This window comes from Caulobacter sp. Root1455 (genome assembly GCF_001426905.1).
In the GTDB taxonomy this organism is placed as follows: domain Bacteria; phylum Pseudomonadota; class Alphaproteobacteria; order Caulobacterales; family Caulobacteraceae; genus Caulobacter.
Genome location: NZ_LMFQ01000020.1, coordinates 1 through 17,274 on the forward strand (window position 1 = coordinate 1; position 17,274 = coordinate 17,274).

The window sequence follows — 17,274 nt, forward strand, 5'->3', positions numbered from 1 at the left end:
GCCCGCCCGTCGGAGGCTTCAAGGCGGCGAGGCCCTAACAGGGCTCAGCGTCGCGGGCTTCCGGATAACGGTGGCGCGGAGCGATCGGGCTTCGTCGAAACGGTTACTACTCAAACACTCCGGACGTCGTCCGGCGCTCCGCGACCCTTTCCATCACCTCAGCGGTTCCCGCGTGAGCCTGAAGAGCCATGCCGGTGAACACTTGCCCCCACCTGGCGGCTTCGCCGCCTGTCCGCCCCCACAGGGGGCGGAGGACGCGCGCGCGGGCCCTCTTCCCCCTCTGGGGGAAGACGACCGCGAAGCGGTCCGTAGGGGGCAAGCGGCGGCCGCACGAAGGTCCTCCCCCGGGTGGGGGAGGTGTCGGCGGAGCCGACGGAGGGGGGAGTATTCGGAAGATGGCCAGATCCATGATCGATGATCCCAAAACTCCCCCCACCGGCCTTCGGCCGCCTCCCCCACGGGGGGAGGGTCTGGAGCTAAAACGCCTCCGCCACGATCGTCCCGTCGGGCAACAGCGCCGCGCGCTTGAGGCCGCTGGAGGCGAAGGGCATGGCGATCTCGCCGTCCCGGTCGACGGCGATCAGCCCGCCGTGGCCGCCCAGCTCGGCCACGCCCTGGATGGCGGCCCGGGCGGCGGCCTCCAGGCTCTCGCCGCCGAACCGCACCCGGTGGGCGATCTGGGCGGCGACGGCGGTGCGGATGAAATACTCGCCCTGGCCGGTGCAGGACACGGCGGCGTGGCCGTCGGCCCAGGCCCCGGCCCCGATGATCGGGCTGTCGCCGACCCGGCCGGGCAGCTTGCCGAACACCCCGGCGGTCGAGGTCGCCGCCGCCAGCCGGCCCTCGGCGTCGCGGACCACGCAGCCGACGGTGCCGGTGGGCGGCCTGTCCGCCGCCCGGTTGTCCTCGAAGGCCCCGGCCTGGGTGAACCAGGTCGCCGGATCGGCGATCTCTTTCAGTCCCTGTTCGCGGGCGAAGGCCATGGCTCCTTCGCCGGCCAGCATCACGTGCGGGGTGCGTTCCATCACCGCCCGGGCGGCCAGGATCGGGCTTTCGAAACCCTGCAGAGCCGCCACCGATCCGGCCCGCAGGGTGGCGCCGTCCATCAGGCTGGCGTCCAGCTCATATTCGCCGTCGGCGTTGGGCGAGGCGCCCTTGCCGGCGATGTAGAGGCCAGAGGCTTCCAGGGCGACCACAGTCTCGACCGCGACGTCCAGGGCCCCGGCCCCCGCCGCCAGCCGGTCGCGCGCCGCCTCGACCAGGCCGCGCATGTGGGCGATCTCGACGCCGTAGTCATGGCCGCGCTTGGGACCGGCGCCGCCGTGCAGGGCGAGAGTAAAACGCTTGTTTGACATTCTGCTTCCTTGGCCGGACGGCCTGCGCTAGCGTCCGCGCTCTTAACGAAGAAAGACGGGAGAGGCGAGATGAAGGCGGTGCTCAGCAAGGCGGTCGGCGGACCCGAGACCCTGGTGCTGGAGGAGCTTCCCGACCCCGTCGCCGGTCCGGGCCAGGTGGTGCTCGAGATCAAGGCCTGCGGCGTCAACTATCCCGACGTGCTGATCATCGAGGACAAGTACCAGTTCAAGCCCGAGCGGCCGTTCGCGCCCGGCGGCGAGGTGTCCGGCGTCGTCACCGCGGTGGGCGAGGGCGTGACGGCCCTGAAGGTCGGCCAGCGCGTGCTGGCCTCGACCGGCCACGGCGGCATGGCCCAGCAGGTGGCCCTGGACGCGGCCCGCTGCACGCCGATCCCCGACAACATGCCGTTCGACGAGGCCGCCGCCTTCATCCTGACCTACGGCACCTCGTATTACGCCCTGAAGGACCGTGGCCGTCTGAAGGCCGGCGAGACCCTGCTGGTGCTGGGCGCGGCCGGCGGCGTGGGCCTGGCGGCCGTCGAGCTGGGCAAGGCGGCCGGGGCGCGGGTCATCGCCGCCTGCTCCAGCCAGGAGAAGGTCGACCTGGCCGTCAAGCACGGCGCCGACGCCGGCGTGGTCTATCCGCGCGGCCCGTTCGACAAGGACGGCCAGAAGGCCCTGGCGACCCTGATCAAGGACGCCTGCGGCCCGAACGGCTGGGACGTGGCCTATGACGCGGTCGGCGGCGACTATTCGGAAGCCACGATCCGGGCGGCGGGCTGGAACGGCCGCTTCCTGGTGATCGGCTTCCCGTCGGGCATTCCGAAGATCCCGCTGAACCTGACCCTGCTGAAATCCTGCGACATCGTGGGGGTGTTCTGGGGCGCGTCGGTGGCCCGCGATCCCAAGGGTCACGCCCAGAACGTCCGCGAGCTGATGGACCTCTACCAGGCCGGCAAGATCAAGCCGTACGTCTCCGAACGCTTCCCCCTGGCCAAGGCCGGCGACGCCATCGCCCACCTGGCCAGCCGCAAGGCCATGGGCAAGGTCGTGGTCGTCAACGAATAGTCCGCGTCGCCTCGACACATGCGGATCATCGCCGTCCAAGCGAAAGTCTTGGCGCGGTGGAGATCCGCGTGTGTCGCCAGGCGTTTAAATGGTGAACTGTTCCGCAACGCTCGAATTCAAGGTTAAGCGTCGCTAATCATCCTTCTTGGGAAAGGGCTAAGCCTGTTCCTGTAAACCTGTGCTCCAAGTCGTCGGAGTCGGGTCCAGATGTTTCTTCCAGCGAGGGACGCATTCTCTCCAGAGGTGCGTCGGAACTTCCGTTTGAACCGCCGCCCGGAAGAGCGCGTGCAGGTTCTCGGCGGCTCGATGGACCTGGTCCGTCCCGAGGAAGTGTTCCATTTCGTGGCCGGCAAGATCGCCGCGCGTGAAAGCGCCGTGGTCGCCAACCACAACCTCCATAGCCTGTATCTGCTCCGCAAGGACGAAAGGGTCGCCCAGTTCTTCCGCACGTCCGACCTGATCGAGGTCGACTCGGTGCCGCTGATCTTCTGGGCGCGCATCGTCGGCCGGGCCAGTCGCCGGTTCCATCGCTGCACCTATCTGGACTGGCGCGACGCCTTCTGGGAACGGGCCATCCAGGAGAACTGGAAGGTGTTCTTCGTCGGCGGCGCCCCGGGCGTCGGCGAGAAGGCGACCGCCCGCATTCGGACCGACTGGCCGGGCGCGCAGCTTCGCACGCATCACGGCTATTTCGACGTCACGCCCGGCTCGGTGGAGAACCAAGCGGTGCTTGAGGCGATCAACGCCTACCGGCCCGACGTGGTGCTGGTCGGCATGGGCATGCCGCGCCAGGAGCTCTGGGTCCTGGAGAACCGGGCCGAGCTCGGTCCCTGCGTGACCTTCACGGTCGGCGGGGCGTTCGATTACGAGGCCGGCGTCCAGCGCCCGTCGCCTCGCTGGCTGGGGCAGGTCGGCATGGAATGGCTGTTCCGGCTGATGGTCGACCCCCAGCGCCTGTTCACCCGCTACTGCGTGGAGCCGTGGGCTCTGTTGGGTCCGGCCATACGCGATTTGGGGAATGCGCTTGCGGGACAGGCCGCTTCCCGCGAAAGCTCCGAAGCCCTCCGCGCGGACTACGCACGGGCGGCTGAATTGGCGCGCTCTGACGTTCTGGGGGGACGATGAGCTTGAATATTTATCTGCCGCCGCCGGCCGAGAAGGTCGAGCGGCCCCGCATCGCGCAACGCGTCGCGGCGGTCTGCGGCCTGGCCGGTCTCGTCCTGGCGTGGGCCGTCCTGCTGCTGCCCTGCGCGGTCTGGCTGCTGTTCAGCCTGGTGTTCAACCGGCTGCAGTCGGCGCCGGTCCGCCAGCAAGCCTGAACGCTGTTCACTTATTTTCTGGCCAGGCGCGCGTCGGCGCGCCAGGATAGTCGCGCCTGACGCAGCGGCCCGTTCTCCAGAGGTCGCGCGCGGCCAAAAAGGGAGCGGCGCATGACGGGACGTCTGGACGGCAAGGTTGCGGTGGTCACCGGCGGATGCTCGGGCATCGGGCTGGGAACGGTGGAGCTGTTCGTGGCCCAGGGCGCGCGGGTCGTCGCCGCAGACCTGCAGGCCGAGAAGGGCCAGATGCTGGAGAAGCGCTTTCCCGACAAGGTTCGCTTCGCGCCCTGCGACGTCACCCATGAAAGCCAGATCGCCGCCGCGGTGGAGCTGGCCCAGGACGCCTTCGGCGGCCTCGACATCCTGTTCAACAACGCCGGCATGGGCGGGGCGCCCAACGGCGTGGCCGACATGACCGCCGAGGGTTGGGACGCCACCTTCGCCCTGCTGCTGCGCGGGCCGGTGCTGGGCATGAAGCACGCCCTGCCGCTGATGCTGGAGCGCGGCGGCGGCAGCATCATCAACACCGCCTCGATCGCCGGGCTGCAGGCGGGCTTCGGACCTCTGGCCTATTCGACCGCCAAGGCGGCGGTGATCCACATGAGCAAATGCGCGGCGGCCGAGCTGTCGCCGCTGAAGATCCGGGTCAACGCCATCTGCCCCGGCCTGATCGCCACCTCGATCTTCGGCGCCTCGATGGGCCTGCCGCGCGAGGTCGCCGACCAGATGGCGGCCCGGGTCGCCGAGGTCGGGCCGAGGATCCAGCCGATCCCCAAGGCCGGCCTGCCCGAGGACATCGCCCGCGCGGCGCTCTATCTGGCCAGCGACGACTCCGAATTCGTGACCGGGACACACCTGGTGGTCGACGGCGGCGTCACGATCGGCGGCCGCCACGCCTGGGATCGCGCCGCCCCCTCGCCGCTGCTGTCGGCCATGGGCATCTCGCCGGAACAGGCCGAGCAGATGCGAGCGGCCATGGTCGCCGCCCAAACTCAGTGAGCCTGGCCCAGTGAGCCTGATCGCCGCCGGCCGGGCCTTCGGCGCCCGGCTGACGCCGAACCTGCGCGGGGCGTTGTGGATGCTGGCCTCGGCGGTGCTGTTCACCGCCATGACCACCCTGATCAAATATCTGGGCGCCGGCTATCCGGCCGCGCTGCAGACCTTCTACCGGCAACTGGCCGGGGCGCTCATCCTGCTGCCTCTGGCGGCCCGGGACTGGCGCGGCGCCCTGCGCACCACGCGGCCCGGCATCCTGATCTTCCGATCCAGCGCCGGCGTTCTGGCGATGATCCTGGGCTTCTACGCCTATCAGGAACTGCCGCTGGCCGACGCCAACGCCCTGTCGTTCACTCGCACCCTGTGGCTCGTGCCGCTGGCGGCGCTGGTGCTGCGTGAGCCGGTCGGCCCGTTGCGCGTCGGCGCGGCCCTGGTCGGCTTCGTCGGCGTGCTGATCATGCTGAAGCCGGGCGGCGCCGGGGCGGCCCACTGGCTGGGCTGGCCCCAGGCCGCCGCCCTGGCCTCGGCGCTGCTGTTCGCCCTGACCATCACCGGCATGAAGGTGATGACCCGCGACCACTCGCCTTTCACCCTGCTGGTCTACGCGGCGGGGTTGGGGCTGATCTTCTCGATCCCGCCGGCCCTGTTCGTCTGGCGCTGGCCCAGCCCGCCGGACCTGGGCCTGCTGGCCCTGATGGGCGTGATCGGCACCCTGACCCAGGGTTGCTACATCAAGGGCATGGAGGCGGGCGAGGCGGCGGTGATGGCGCCGATCGACTACACCCGCCTGGTGTTCGCCGTGATCGCCGGCCTGGCGCTCTTTCACGAGACGCCCAGCCTGGCGGTGCTGACCGGCGCGGCGGTGGTCGTGGCCTCGACCCTGTTCATCAGCTGGCGGGAGCACCAGCTGTCGCGGCGCCGGGCCTTGGCGCGGGCCTTGGCCGACTAGCCGGCGTAGAACGACCGATACCAGTCGGCGAACCGCGTCAGGCCTTCGGCCAGCTTGACCTTGGGCTTGTACCCGGTCAGGGCCGTGAGCTTGTCGATATTGGCGTAGGTCGCCGTGACGTCGCCCGGCTGCATCGGTCGCATGATCTTCACCGCTTCGCGACCCAGGGCCGTCTCCAGGGTGGTGATCATCTCCATCAGGCCGACGGGATCGTTGTCGCCGATATTGTAGATCTCATGCTTGCCCTTGGCCGGCGGATGGTCGAGCACGCCGACGATTCCGTCGACGATATCGTCGATATAGGTGAAGTCCCGGGCCATCTTGCCCTCGCCATAGACCTCGATCGGCTGGCCGGCGAAGATCTTCTGGGTGAAGCCGAAATAGGCCATGTCGGGACGACCCCAGGGGCCGTAGACGGTGAAGAACCGCAGGGCCGACATCGGGAAGCCGTAGAGCTTGGCGTAGCTGATGCTCATCAGTTCGTCGGCGCGCTTGGTGGCCGCGTAGAGCGACACCGGAGCATCGACCGGGTCGGTTTCCCGAAAGCCCTCGCCCGCCAGCGGTCGGTCGCCATAGACGCTGCTGGAGGAGGCGTAGACCAGGTGGGTCACGCCGTTGTGGCGCGCCGCCTCCAGCACCGACAGATGGCCGGCCAGGTTGGAGCGCTGATAGGCGAAGGGATTGTCGATCGAGTAGCGAACGCCCGCCTGGGCGGCCAGGTGAACGATCCGCTTGGTGCCGTGGGCCCTGACGAGTTCGGCGAAGGCCTCGTGCTCGGCGATGTCCATGCGGATCATCGTGAAGCCCGGCCGCCCGTCGAGACGGTCCGCCCGGGCGGCCTTCAGCGCGGGATCGTAGTAGGTGTTGAACGCGTCGACCCCGATCACCGTCTCGCCGCGATCGAGCAGGCGCTCGACCAGGTGCATGCCGATAAAACCGGCCGCGCCGGTGACGATGACGGGGCCGTCCCTCATGCGCCGCGTCCGATGGAGGCGTAGGTGAAGCCGGCGCGGACCATTTCGGCCGGCTTGTAGACGTTGCGCAGGTCGACGACGACCGGGGCCTTGAGCAGGGTCTTGAGTCGCTCCAGGTCCAGGGCCCGGAACTGGTCCCATTCGGTGATGATGACCAGCGCGTCGGCGTCCTGGGCCGCCTCGTAGGGACCCGCGACGAACGACACGCCCGGCATCATGTGGGCGGCCTCCTTGGCGCCTTCCGGATCGAAGGCCTGGACGCGGGCGCCCTTGGCCAACAGGGCCGGCAGGATGTCGAGGCTGGGCGCGTCGCGCATGTCGTCGGTGTTGGGCTTGAAGGTCACGCCCAGCACCCCGATCGTCTTGCCGGTCAGATCGTCCGTGCCCAGCACGGCGGCGACCTTCTCGGCCATGGCCTTCTTGCGCGCGTCATTGACCGCCACGGTGGTCTCGATCAGCTTGACGGGCGCGCCGTACTGCTGGGCGGTGCGCACCAGCGCGATGGTGTCCTTGGGGAAGCACGAGCCGCCGTAGCCGGGGCCCGCATTGAGGAACTTGCCGCCGATCCGCTTGTCCAGGCCGATGCCCCGGGCCACCTGCTGGACGTCGGCCCCGACCTTTTCGCACAGGTCGGCCATCTCGTTGACAGCGGCCGGTAGAGTTCGCGCATCACCGCCTGGGCCCGTTCGTCCTCGGTGCCGACCACGACGCGATCGGGACGTTTGAAATCCTCGATGGCCGCGCCTTCGCGCAGGAACTCCGGATTGGAGACCACGGCGAACTGGGCCTTCGGATTGGTCTTCTTGATGATGGCCTCGACCTCGTCGCCGGTGCCGACCGGCACGGTCGACTTGGTGACCACGACGGTGAAGCCCTCGATCAGGCCGGCGATCTCCTCGGCGGCGGCGTAGACATAGGACAGGTCGGCGTGGCCGTCGCCGCGACGGGTCGGAGTGCCGACGGCGATGAACACCGCGTCGGCGTCCTTGATCGCCTGGGCGCCGTCCAGGGTGAAGAACAGGCGGCCTTCGCGCACGTTGCGCGCCACCAGATCGTCGAGACCGGGTTCGAAGATGGGGATCTCGCCGCGGCCCAGCCGCTCGATCTTACTGGGGTCCTTGTCGATGCACGTGACCACGTGCCCGAAGTCGGCGAAACACGCCCCCGACACCAGACCCACATAGCCGGTGCCGATCATTGCTACGCGCATGAAGATTTCCCGTCGACCATTTCAAACTTGGCCGGCTGGGTTCTAGCGGACCGAAGTGGCGACGGACACTGTTTAGGTGTCCAGCCATGCAAAATTCACAAGGGCGCCGCGCGGGTTGGCTGACTGTGTTCAGAAAGCCTTGAAGCAAGCCAGGACGATCACGGCCCACAGGCCGCCGCTGGCGAGTCCGGCGAGGCCGAGACCGAGGGCTACAGGAAGACGTCGAGCCGAACGCCCGCCCAATCCCTGCAATTCCGACGTCAAAGTCGCGCGAACAGCCGTCATTCGTCACCTCTCTTGCTCAGAGAAGATGCACGATCGGCGTTAATCGAACGTCTATGGCCAGAGTTTTCTTGATCATACTTAAAGAAGTGTTACGGATGGCGGCTACGAGTAGGGGTCAAGGGTTTCGAGGGGGCCGGAACATGTCACTCAGTGCTGTTAACCTTGCGAACTCTACGACTTCCGCGAGCACGGTTGTTGCGGAGGAGGCGTGGATCGAGGATTGCGCGAACGACGCCGATGCGACCGTTGTCGCATCGAGCGGCGCCAAGCGCCTGTTCGACGTCGCCTTGTCGGCCTTCGCCTTGCTGTTCTTCCTGCCCGTGCTGCTGATGGCCGCGATCGCGATCAAGCTCGACAGCCCGGGTCCCGTCCTGTTCCGCCAGCGCCGGACCGGCCTGAACGGTCGGGTGTTCTGGATCTACAAGCTGCGCACGATGCGGGTGCAGGAGGACGGCGCCGACATCAAGCACGCCGCCAAGAACGACGATCGGATCACCCGGGTCGGCGCCCTGCTGCGCAAGACCAGCGTCGACGAGCTGCCCCAGCTGCTCAATGTCCTGAAGGGCGACATGTCGATGATCGGCCCGCGCCCGCACGCCCTGTCGCATGATCAACGCTACGAGGCCCTGGTCAGCGGTTATCGCCGCCGTTTCCGCGCTCGCCCCGGTTTGACGGGCTTGGCCCAGGTCGAAGGGCATCGCGGCGAGATCCACACCCTCGACTGCATGGAAAAGCGGGTCGCTTCCGACAACGCCTATATCGAGCGCTGGTCGCTGGGGATGGACATCGTCATCCTGCTGCGCACCGTTCCTCTGGTTCTGCGCGACCCGAATGCGTACTGAACGGCGAAGCGATGCGGCCTAGACGGGTGCGAGGTCGCGAGAGCGCATGAGTTTACAATCCTTCCTTCGCGATATTCGGCGTTCGCGCTTCTTCCGACACGGCCTGGTTTTGGGGCTGGTGATCGGCGCGCCTTTCGGATGGCTGGCCAAGCCGCCGCCGAAGATCATCAAGCCGACGACTGTCCGCGCCGCCGTCGGCCTGCCAGTGGAGGTCAGCCGCGGCTTTCCACAGGGCGAGGAAATCATCTTTACCGTGCGTGTCAGGAACAAGACACCCCGCGTTTTCGCCAGCGTCGAAGCCAGCTGCGCCTTCGTGGACGTCACAGGCGCGGTGCTTGGATCGGGATCGCAGTCCTGGTCGGCCGTGGGCCTGGATCAGACCGTCGTCGGAACCATACGGGCCCCAGCGCTGCTGGGAACGACCAAGGCCGAATGCCAGGCTCGCGGCGAATGATGTTTCATCCGCCAAATCTTCCGTTTTCCAGTTTTGAGTTCAAGAGGAACGTCCTCTAGACGCAAAAACAGTGCGCCTTTCAGACGGGAAGAAGATCTTGGCTTACAGAGTTGCGCGCCGCAGTTTGCTTCTGGCGGCACCCTGGACCGCCTTCGGCGGATGGGCGTTTGGCGCCGACGGAGTCCAGCGGAACGCGGCCGGCGAAGCCTTCATGAGCGTCGCCCTGTTTTCCGACATTGGCGCGATGAAAGTCCCCGCCGATCGCCACATTGTCCGCACGACGGGCCATTCAATCCCGGGCGAGGGGGGCGGCTGGTACGCCGAGACGAGCGCTTCGGGGGAGACCGCCTTTCGCCGGCAATCGGCCGACGGTCGCTGGTTTGAGTTGACCGAAACACGGCCTCGGGTGGAGCAGTTCGGCGCTCTGGGCGACGACTACGAGGCCGACACGGCGGGTTGGCAGGCAGCCATCGACTATATCGGCGCGCGAGGCGGTGGGGTCATTTACGGCAGCCGCCCGACCTATTGCCTAAAGAGCCTGAATGTCATCTCCGACAAGGTCGTTCTCGATTTTCGCGGTGCGCGGATCCTCGCTCGACCCGCCTTTGTTGACGAGGGCGAAGTCAGGGGTGCGCCCGTAATTCACGCCAGGGGCCGGGAGGAAGGCCCAATTTCGATAAGCGCCATCGACGAGAGCGGCACCCTTTCCGTGGCCTCGGGCATGGGCGTGAACCTGGCCGTGGGTCAATTGGTGCGGATTCATCAGGACGTGCGTCTGTTAGCCTGGAACAGCGGGCTGGCACCTGGAGCCTTCTACAAAGCGCGGGGGCGCGGCGAGATCAATCGCATCAAGGCCGTCCACGGAGATCGCATCGTCCTATCCAACAAGCTGGAGCGCAGATACGGACCGGACGCCAAGATCTTCGCCATAAGGCCTCTTGAGGGCTTCAGGATCCTCAATATCGGCGGCTTGGAGGAGGTTGATCCCGGTGACGCGTTCAAAGGCGATGTCGAAACGCTGGGCGCGGCGCCCCACCTGATCGCGGTGGCCCTGGCCGTGGCCCCGCGCGTGGAGAACGTGCGGGCCGGCGGCTACCAGTTGGCGGCGGTCTACTTTCAGCACTGTGAGGCGCCGATCGTCGAACGTTGCGAGTTTTCGGACGCTTTTCGCCCTACGTTAGGCGGTCACGGCTATGGCGTAAGGTTTCACCGCTGTCGCGGCGGCGTCGCGCGCACCCTGGTCGGCCGAAAGCTGAGACACCTGGTCGACGACGTCCAGAGTTTGGACACGCTTTCAACGCGGAATGTCGCTTTCCAGGGGCTGAACGGCCAGTACAAGACCCATGGTTTTGGGGCCAAACGGTTCCGTTCTCTCGACGATCAGAACCACGGCGGAGACAAGGGTTGGGACATCGGCAACGCCACCTTCGCGGGCGACGATGACACCATCATCGAAAATCCCTCGGGCGGCGGCGCCTCGATACAGGTGGATTTCAGTTGCGGCTCGGACGGACTGCTCGTGCTCAATCCGCGGTTCGAGGGCGCCGTGCAGGCGATCGTCGCGCGCGCCGGCGCGCGCAACCTCACCGTTCGCGGCGGCGTCATCACCATGAGCGGCGGCAGCCGCGCGGCGGTCGTGGTCAGGTCGAAACTCTATCTGACCGACAAGTATGCGCGGCCCTGCGCGAACGTCACCATTGTGGACCTGGATATCCAGGCTGCCTCGACGGCACCCGATGCGAGCGCGCTCGACATCGATTGCCGGGGAACGATCGTCGTTCGCAATATCAGCGTGGACGCCGCCGCGCCGCTTGCCGGCCTTCGGCTTTCGACCACACTTCGCGCCGACCGCGTGAGCGTGGTCGACAATCGGATCTGGGGGGTCTCGGGTCCCCGATGGGTGACGGTCGGAAAGTCGCCGACGGCCTACGAACTTCGCGGCAACGATTTCCGCCCGACCGGATCGATCGGCGCGGCGACTCCGGCGCCGGGCGTCTAGGCCGCCGCCGCCCGCCGCTTGAGGGGCGCCAGTTCAATCATCGCCTGCACCCAGCTGCGGTTGATGATCAGGCTGGCGACCAGATAGGACGCGCCGCCAGCCATGCCGCCCACCAAAAGACGAAGGAACGCGCCGTGCAGTTCGAGCGTCGCCAAGTAGGCCCCGCCGCAGGCCGCCAGCGTGGTCAGCGCGGGAACGGCGAGTTGTCGATGATACTCGAGGAAGCGCGCACCACAGACGGGTCGGACGAGGAAGAACCAGAAGGGGCTGATCAGCGCGGCATAAAGCGCCAGCAAGCCATACGGCACGCCAACCATGCCCGCCCGCGACGAGAACAGGACGGTCGCATACAGCAGCGCCAGGACGCAAACCGACGAAATCAGCGCACGCTTCGTGCGCCCCATCGCATTGAGCAGGCTCCCGACGGGGTTGCCGATCGAACGCACCAGGCACCAAAGGGCGAGCGCGCGCAGGAGCGGTCCGGCGTCGATCCACTTCTGGCCAAAGATGAACAGGACGACGTCTGACGAGAACAGCGCCAGAAACGCATAGATTGGGAAGTTGATCGAAGCGGTCATGCGCAGGGTGTTCAGATAGATCGTCTTGACCTTCTGCAGGTCGCCCTGCGAGCGCGCGATGAGCGGTAGGCCAATGCGGGTCACGATCGGATTGATCACGAACATGATGCGCATGCACAGCTCGCGCGGTTGGCTGTAGAGACCCAGCACGCTGCCGGGAAAGAGCTTGCCCGCCAGCACGACATCACCCTGCATGGTCAGGGTGTTGGCCAGATTGCCGGCGATCAGATAGCCGCCGTAGGACAGGAAACGCCGTGTCTCGGCCAGCCTGAAGTGGAAGCTGGGTCGCCAAGTGCGGCTCAGCACCACCCAGGCCAGGGCCGAGTTGACGGCGGCGATGGTCAGAAGGCTGAGCACGATCGCGTACACCCCAAGGCCGGAAAGGGCGCCGGCGATCGCGACGAGAAACCCGCAGCCGGTGGCGCTGATTTCGATCATGGCCAACTGATTGAAGCGCAGGGCTTTCTCGGCGAGGGCCCGCTGCTGCTGCCCCAGGGCCGTCAAGGCGAACAGCGGACTGATCGCGACGAAGACGCCGATCAACCGAGGTTGCCCGTAGACCTGGGCGATCGCCACGCTCGTTCCCGCCAGCACGAGGGTCAGGACCACGCCGACGGCGATGTTGAGCCAGAACAGGCTGGAAAGCTCCTTCTCCGTGACCTCTTGGAAATGGATGATGGCGCTGCTCAGTCCGACGTCAGCCAGGATGAGCGCGGTGTTCACGACCGCCAGGGCCAAGGCGATGAGGCCGAACTCCGCCGTCGGGATCAGGCGCGCCAGCACGGCGAGCTGGGCGAAGCCGATCAGGGCCCGACCGATGGAGCCGATCGAAGCCCAGCGGACCGCGGCGAACGCCTGCGCGCGCGCGTTCACGTCGTCACCGGAGGCCAGGTGTAGGTGCGGATCAAGTTTCCGAGCTGCTGGTCATTGCCGCCGCCCTCGGGAACGTTCGTTGCCATGAGCGACATCTTCTGTGAGCCATTCCAATTGAGCACGCGTCGGCGACGACCGATCTGCCGGAACTCCCAGCCCGCCTTGCGCGCCATCCAATACAGCCAGACGTCGTCAGTCGTCGGGCAAAGCGAACGGAACTGGGCTTCGTCGAGCACCTGAGGATGCAGGCTGCCGGGCGGATAGAGCACGCCCCCCACGCCGGTCACGAACACCAGCGGCGAGGCCAGTGGTCGATCCAGCTGCAGTTCCCATTGCAGGTAGGGCAGGGGAAGGCCCTGGGCGTCTGTGCGGATCAGATGGCATCGGTGACAGGGAATGAGGCGGCTGGCGGGATCGTAGCTCTCGACCAATTCCTTCAGCCAGTCGTCCCAATAGTAGACGTCGTCGTCGGCCGTGACGATGAAGGCGTCGGGATAGGTCCGCAGGGACGGGATGATCTTGGTGTACGAGCGGATGTCCTCGCAACTGCTGATGGTCAGGCCCAGCCGGCGCAGATCCAGCACCTTCTTCGGCAGTCGCTCGAAGTCCGCGTGGCCGACCCAGAGAACCACCTCATCGGGCTTCAAGCTTTGTTGCAGCAGCGAACGAAGCGTGAGGTGCAGCGTATGGAAACGCGCGTGAAACGAGGTGAGAGAGACGACTAGGCGGCCTGGCAGGCCGTGGGGCGAGGCCTTGACCGCCGAGGGAAAGAGACTGAGCCGTATTTCGTGGACTTGTGCGATGGCGGCGGCCTTGGCCCGCTGAAGCACCTCGCGAAGATCAAGACCTGGCATGAGCCTGTCTCCCTGCAAAGACCGCCTTGGTTTTGGATCGAGCAATGGGCTTGGCCTTCGCTGAAGCCTGGGCCTCCAGGCGACAGAATACGCTGGCGGCGATGACGAAGACCGGGATGATGTAGACGTCGAACGGGAAGCTGGTTTCGGCCAGATTGTGAGTGATCACGGTCATGATCACCAGCATGGGAAAGGCGTTCGTGCTGAGCTTGGCCTTTTCGTTCAGAGCGGTGATCACGGCTCGGTAGGCCAGCGATGCGAAGACCGCGATCAACAGCAGGAATTCAAAGACGCCGCCGTCCAGCCAGGCGTCGATGTAGCCGTTGTGGGAGTGAGCGAAGAAGATCACTCCGCGCCCGACGATCGTGCTCTGGGGGTCCTGCCAGAACGCCCGGAAGCCGTGGCCGAACCATGGACGATGGTGGATGGCGTCAATCGCGAAGCTCCAGATCGTGCTGCGGCCGGTGAAGGTCAGGTCGCGTCCGAAGAAGACGAGCAAGTTCTCCACCAGGGGCAGCAGGATCGCGAACAGCGCCGGCAGGATCACCACCAGCACCATGGTGAAGGCGATGCGCATGTGGCGTCGAGGGGTGAGCCCACGGATGGCCATGGTGCCGGCCGTGATCCCGAAGATGACCGCGGCGCACATGACCGACGTCACGGATCGGGCCAAGATCAGCAGCACCAGGGTCGCGACGATGTCGAATATGCGCAGCGAGGTCCTGCGCTGCAGGAGCGCGGGTACGAAGAGGGACAGGCAGAGCGCCAGGTTCAAGCCAAGGACGTTCTTGGTTTGGAACACCCCCCGCAACGCCCCTTCGTGGATGCCCTGCATGAAGGCGAACGGCGGGAACAGGAACATCGAGGCGATGTTGATGTAGAGAATGGCCCGGCACAGCCGGTGCATCTTCTCGAAGATGGTCGAGGACTTGCTATCCGAGATGACCCAGAGGCCCACCAGTATGAATGGAACGAGGCGGTAGACCGAAACGGCCGATCCTTTCGGATAGACCGACCACGCGACCGACAGGACGCACCACGCGAACAGCGCGCTGAGCAGACGTTCCCGCAGAAGGAGCTGGAGGCTTCCAAAGCGGACGAACATCAGGAGCCCAAACAACAGGAACAGGCGGGTCAGGTTGCCGATGATCTGGCCGGCCAGCGGATTGTTGTAGGGAACGGGGTCCTGCGCCGTCGACACAGCGAAATAGAGGAACGCCTTGGCCGCCAGGAGGGCCAGGACGATGGCGACGATCGAAGCGCGCGTGTAGCCCGAGCCGAGACCCTTCTCGACCCTATTGAACGCTGTTCCGCCTGGGGCTGCGTGTGTTGGCGCGCGCGAGGGGGATGGCTGAGACGGAAAGGACATTCGGGCGGACAAATCCAGTGCTGCGGCTTCAGGCGTGTAGGCTAGCGTTGTCTGGTTTAAGAGTTTCGGTTCATGGGCCAGGCTTCGCGGCCTCAAGGACGCTCGCATAGCTGGCGGCGCACTCCTCGGCAAACAGGGCGGAACTGAAGCGACGCTCCTCGCGAGGCGGTTCGGGCTGGGTCAACACGTTCTGCAGGGCGTCCGCGAGGTGCGTTGTCCTGTCGCCGGCCAGGCTGAAGAAGGCGCAGGCGTCCCGGCCGACTTCGTGGAAGATGGGGATGTCGGAGCAGACCACGCGCCGGCCGTGCATCAGGGCCTCGACGAGCGGCAGGCAGAAGCCCTCGGCCTCGGAAGGCACCACGAACGCCAGGCATCCGCCGTAGAGATTGGCCAGCGTCTGGTCCGAGACAGAGGACAGCAATTCAAGGGTGACGCCCTGCCGGGTCGCGGCGTCTTCGATCGCCGCCGTTTCCGTCGCGCGCTCGCCGACAATGACCAGGGCGGTGTCGGCGGACAGCGAGCCGCGGTCCATCAGGACACGCATCGCGTCGATCACCAGCGGCATGTTCTTGTGCTTGCGGTGGCCGGCGACGCACAGGACGTAGGGGCGGCGCGGAGCCGCGCCGGGATCGGGAGAAAGCACCGTGACCGGCTGATAGATGATGCGGTGGTCGCGAGTCATCTCGTCGGGGAAGAGTCGCGCCATTTCCTCCTTGGTGCAGGCCGAGATGACCTGCGTGGCGTCGCTGTTGGTGATCGCGTTGGCCAGCACCGCGCGGTTGAGGATGCGGTTGGGAAGCTTGAAGACTTCCGGATGGCTGTAGGCGTACAGGTCGTGCACGGTGGTAACGACCGGAACGCCGATCAGGGATCGCGCGAACGCGGAGGGGGCCGCGAAATGGACGATATCCGCTCCCCGCCGCCGCGCGAGCTTGCCGAGGTTGAGGACGGGCCAAACATATCGACCGACCAGGTCGTTCTTGATTGGCGGCTCGATGATCGTGGCGAGACTGGCGTCTACGTTGAAGATCTCGCGATAATAGTCCCGCTGCCAGCTGCCGATGATCAGGTCGATTTCGGGGTGGAGCGGGCTTTGCTTGAGCGCGTGGACCAGGTTGGCGGTGTAACGGCAAAGGCCGGTAGGCGCGGTCGAGCGCTGCAACGCGTAGATCAGAATGCGCATCAAGTCACCGCGCGTCCATGAACGAGACGTCGCAGCCGCTGGCGGGTCGAGGGCGGGATGATCCAGAGCGACAGGTAGATGGCGATGTGCCGCCAGGCGAAGGCCTTGGTCGCCAGGGCCTCGGACAAGATCGGCCGCAGGCTGTCGCGCTGGCCGGTGCGGGCGGCCATCGAGCCCACATAGAGCAGCAGGAAGGCGGCGTAGGCGCGGTCGGTGATCAGGTCCCGGACAGAGAGAGCCCATTCTCGCGAGGCGCGCCAGTCGTTCGAGGCGGTGATGCCCGGACGGTTTTCCTCAATGTACCAGACAGTCAGCGCCTCGGGCACGAACTCCAGGCCGGCGCCCTCGATCGCCAGGGCTTTCAGCAGCCAGTCCCAGTCCTGGTGCTTCTTGAGGCCGACCAGATAAGGGACTTGGGTGAAGTGCGCCCGACGCGCCATGACCGTCGATGTCTGGATGACGCGATCGCCGGAAAACAGGCCGGTGCGGACCATCATGTATTCCGAGATCGGCACCGCTGGCGACGGAACCTCCCGCGGCCATGTGTAGTCGGCGGACGGGCTCCGCGCGATAAGGCTGCTGGCGATGATGGGAAGCGCAAAGGACGAGCGGGCCGCGATTTCGAGTTGGCGTTCGAGTTTCGTGGGCATCCATTCGTCGTCGTCGTCGAGAAGCGCGATCCACTCGCCGGTCGCGGCTTCGAAGCCGCGGTTGCGCGCCGCTGGAGCGCCTTTCGATTCCGGCGCGACGATCACGCGAAGGCGTGGGTCGTGGATCTGCGCCAGGGCAGCCTCGGTCACAGGGTCGGGCCCGTCGATCGATACGATGATCTCGATGCTCGAAACCGACTGAACCAGCACGCTTCTGACGGCGCGGCAGACAAGATCGGCGCGATTCCGCGTGGGAATGATCACGCTGACTGTTGGTGCGCCGGAAGCCATGTCTTGGATCCAAAAAAGGTTAGGT

Annotated in this window: 15 protein-coding genes and 1 pseudogene; 8 read left to right on the top strand and 8 right to left on the bottom strand. The window is 66.3% G+C overall.

The window, feature by feature from the left end; all coding sequences use genetic code 11:
* Positions 1-476: 476 nt before the first annotated feature.
* Positions 477-1,355 carry an isoaspartyl peptidase/L-asparaginase family protein gene (locus ASD21_RS09465; RefSeq protein ID WP_056440011.1) on the bottom strand — a complete coding sequence of 293 codons (879 nt, stop codon included), beginning with the start codon at positions 1,353-1,355 and terminating at the stop codon, positions 477-479.
* A 69-nt stretch (positions 1,356-1,424) separates the two neighbouring features.
* On the opposite strand from ASD21_RS09465, the gene ASD21_RS09470 reads away from it, so the two are divergent.
* From ASD21_RS09470 to ASD21_RS09490, 5 genes are all read left to right on the top strand, one after another.
* Positions 1,425-2,423: an NADPH:quinone oxidoreductase family protein gene (locus ASD21_RS09470; RefSeq protein WP_056440013.1), complete on the top strand. Its 999-nt coding sequence runs from the start codon at positions 1,425-1,427 to the stop codon at positions 2,421-2,423.
* A 207-nt stretch (positions 2,424-2,630) separates the two neighbouring features.
* Positions 2,631-3,548, top strand: a complete 918-nt coding sequence (locus tag ASD21_RS09475; RefSeq protein WP_056440015.1) for a WecB/TagA/CpsF family glycosyltransferase — start codon at positions 2,631-2,633, stop codon at positions 3,546-3,548.
* On the top strand, positions 3,545-3,742 hold the full coding sequence (locus tag ASD21_RS09480) for a hypothetical protein (protein ID WP_056440017.1): 198 nt from the start codon (positions 3,545-3,547) through the stop codon (positions 3,740-3,742). The genes ASD21_RS09475 and ASD21_RS09480 overlap by 4 nt, the downstream gene beginning before the upstream one ends.
* A 111-nt stretch (positions 3,743-3,853) precedes the next feature.
* Positions 3,854-4,741 (top strand): SDR family NAD(P)-dependent oxidoreductase, encoded by an 888-nt coding sequence (locus ASD21_RS09485; protein WP_056440019.1) that lies wholly within the window; start codon positions 3,854-3,856, stop codon positions 4,739-4,741.
* Positions 4,742-4,790: 49 nt separating this feature from the next.
* Positions 4,791-5,687, top strand: a complete 897-nt coding sequence (locus ASD21_RS09490; RefSeq protein WP_268761000.1) for a DMT family transporter — start codon at positions 4,791-4,793, stop codon at positions 5,685-5,687.
* Here ASD21_RS09490 and ASD21_RS09495 read toward each other — a convergent pair.
* Together ASD21_RS09495 and ASD21_RS09500 are read right to left on the bottom strand one after the other, a co-directional pair.
* A complete protein-coding gene (locus ASD21_RS09495; protein WP_056440021.1) occupies positions 5,684-6,661 on the bottom strand; it encodes an NAD-dependent epimerase/dehydratase family protein in 978 nt (325 codons plus the stop codon). The two genes, ASD21_RS09490 and ASD21_RS09495, sit on opposite strands and share 4 nt — an antisense overlap.
* Positions 6,658-7,871, bottom strand: a pseudogene (locus ASD21_RS09500) (UDP-glucose dehydrogenase family protein). Before ASD21_RS09500 ends, ASD21_RS09495 begins: the two are co-directional and overlap by 4 nt.
* Before the next feature lie 557 nt (positions 7,872-8,428).
* Here ASD21_RS09500 and ASD21_RS09505 point away from each other — a divergent pair.
* The 3 genes from ASD21_RS09505 (at position 8,429) to ASD21_RS09515 (ending at position 11,451) form a co-directional block, all read left to right on the top strand.
* The gene (locus ASD21_RS09505; protein WP_442856969.1) at positions 8,429-8,998 is read left to right on the top strand and encodes an exopolysaccharide biosynthesis polyprenyl glycosylphosphotransferase; all 570 of its coding nucleotides are present in this window, start codon (positions 8,429-8,431) and stop codon (positions 8,996-8,998) included.
* Positions 8,999-9,107: 109 nt separating this feature from the next.
* Positions 9,108-9,452: a hypothetical protein gene (locus tag ASD21_RS09510; RefSeq protein ID WP_056440023.1), complete on the top strand. Its 345-nt coding sequence runs from the start codon at positions 9,108-9,110 to the stop codon at positions 9,450-9,452.
* Between the two features lie 97 nt (positions 9,453-9,549).
* Entirely contained in the window at positions 9,550-11,451 is a 1,902-nt protein-coding gene (locus ASD21_RS09515) for a hypothetical protein (protein ID WP_156390692.1), read from the top strand.
* Here the strand turns inward: ASD21_RS09515 and ASD21_RS09520 are convergent.
* The 5 genes from ASD21_RS09520 to ASD21_RS09540 are packed head-to-tail and all read right to left on the bottom strand — an operon-like array spanning position 11,448 to position 17,249.
* Positions 11,448-12,902, bottom strand: a complete 1,455-nt coding sequence (locus ASD21_RS09520) for an MOP flippase family protein (RefSeq protein ID WP_056440027.1) — start codon at positions 12,900-12,902, stop codon at positions 11,448-11,450. The two genes, ASD21_RS09515 and ASD21_RS09520, sit on opposite strands and share 4 nt — an antisense overlap.
* Positions 12,899-13,756, bottom strand: coding sequence for a glycosyltransferase family 2 protein (locus tag ASD21_RS09525; RefSeq protein WP_156390691.1), 858 nt, complete (start codon positions 13,754-13,756; stop codon positions 12,899-12,901). The genes ASD21_RS09520 and ASD21_RS09525 overlap by 4 nt, the downstream gene beginning before the upstream one ends.
* Complete coding sequence (locus tag ASD21_RS09530; protein WP_162250229.1) at positions 13,743-15,221, bottom strand: O-antigen ligase family protein; 1,479 nt, start codon at positions 15,219-15,221, stop codon at positions 13,743-13,745. The genes ASD21_RS09525 and ASD21_RS09530 overlap by 14 nt, the downstream gene beginning before the upstream one ends.
* Positions 15,196-16,308, bottom strand: coding sequence for a glycosyltransferase family 4 protein (locus tag ASD21_RS09535; RefSeq protein ID WP_056440033.1), 1,113 nt, complete (start codon positions 16,306-16,308; stop codon positions 15,196-15,198). The genes ASD21_RS09530 and ASD21_RS09535 overlap by 26 nt, the downstream gene beginning before the upstream one ends.
* Positions 16,308-17,249 (bottom strand): glycosyltransferase family 2 protein, encoded by a 942-nt coding sequence (locus ASD21_RS09540; RefSeq protein WP_082554704.1) that lies wholly within the window; start codon positions 17,247-17,249, stop codon positions 16,308-16,310. Before ASD21_RS09540 ends, ASD21_RS09535 begins: the two co-directional genes overlap by 1 nt.
* Positions 17,250-17,274 lie beyond the last annotated feature (25 nt).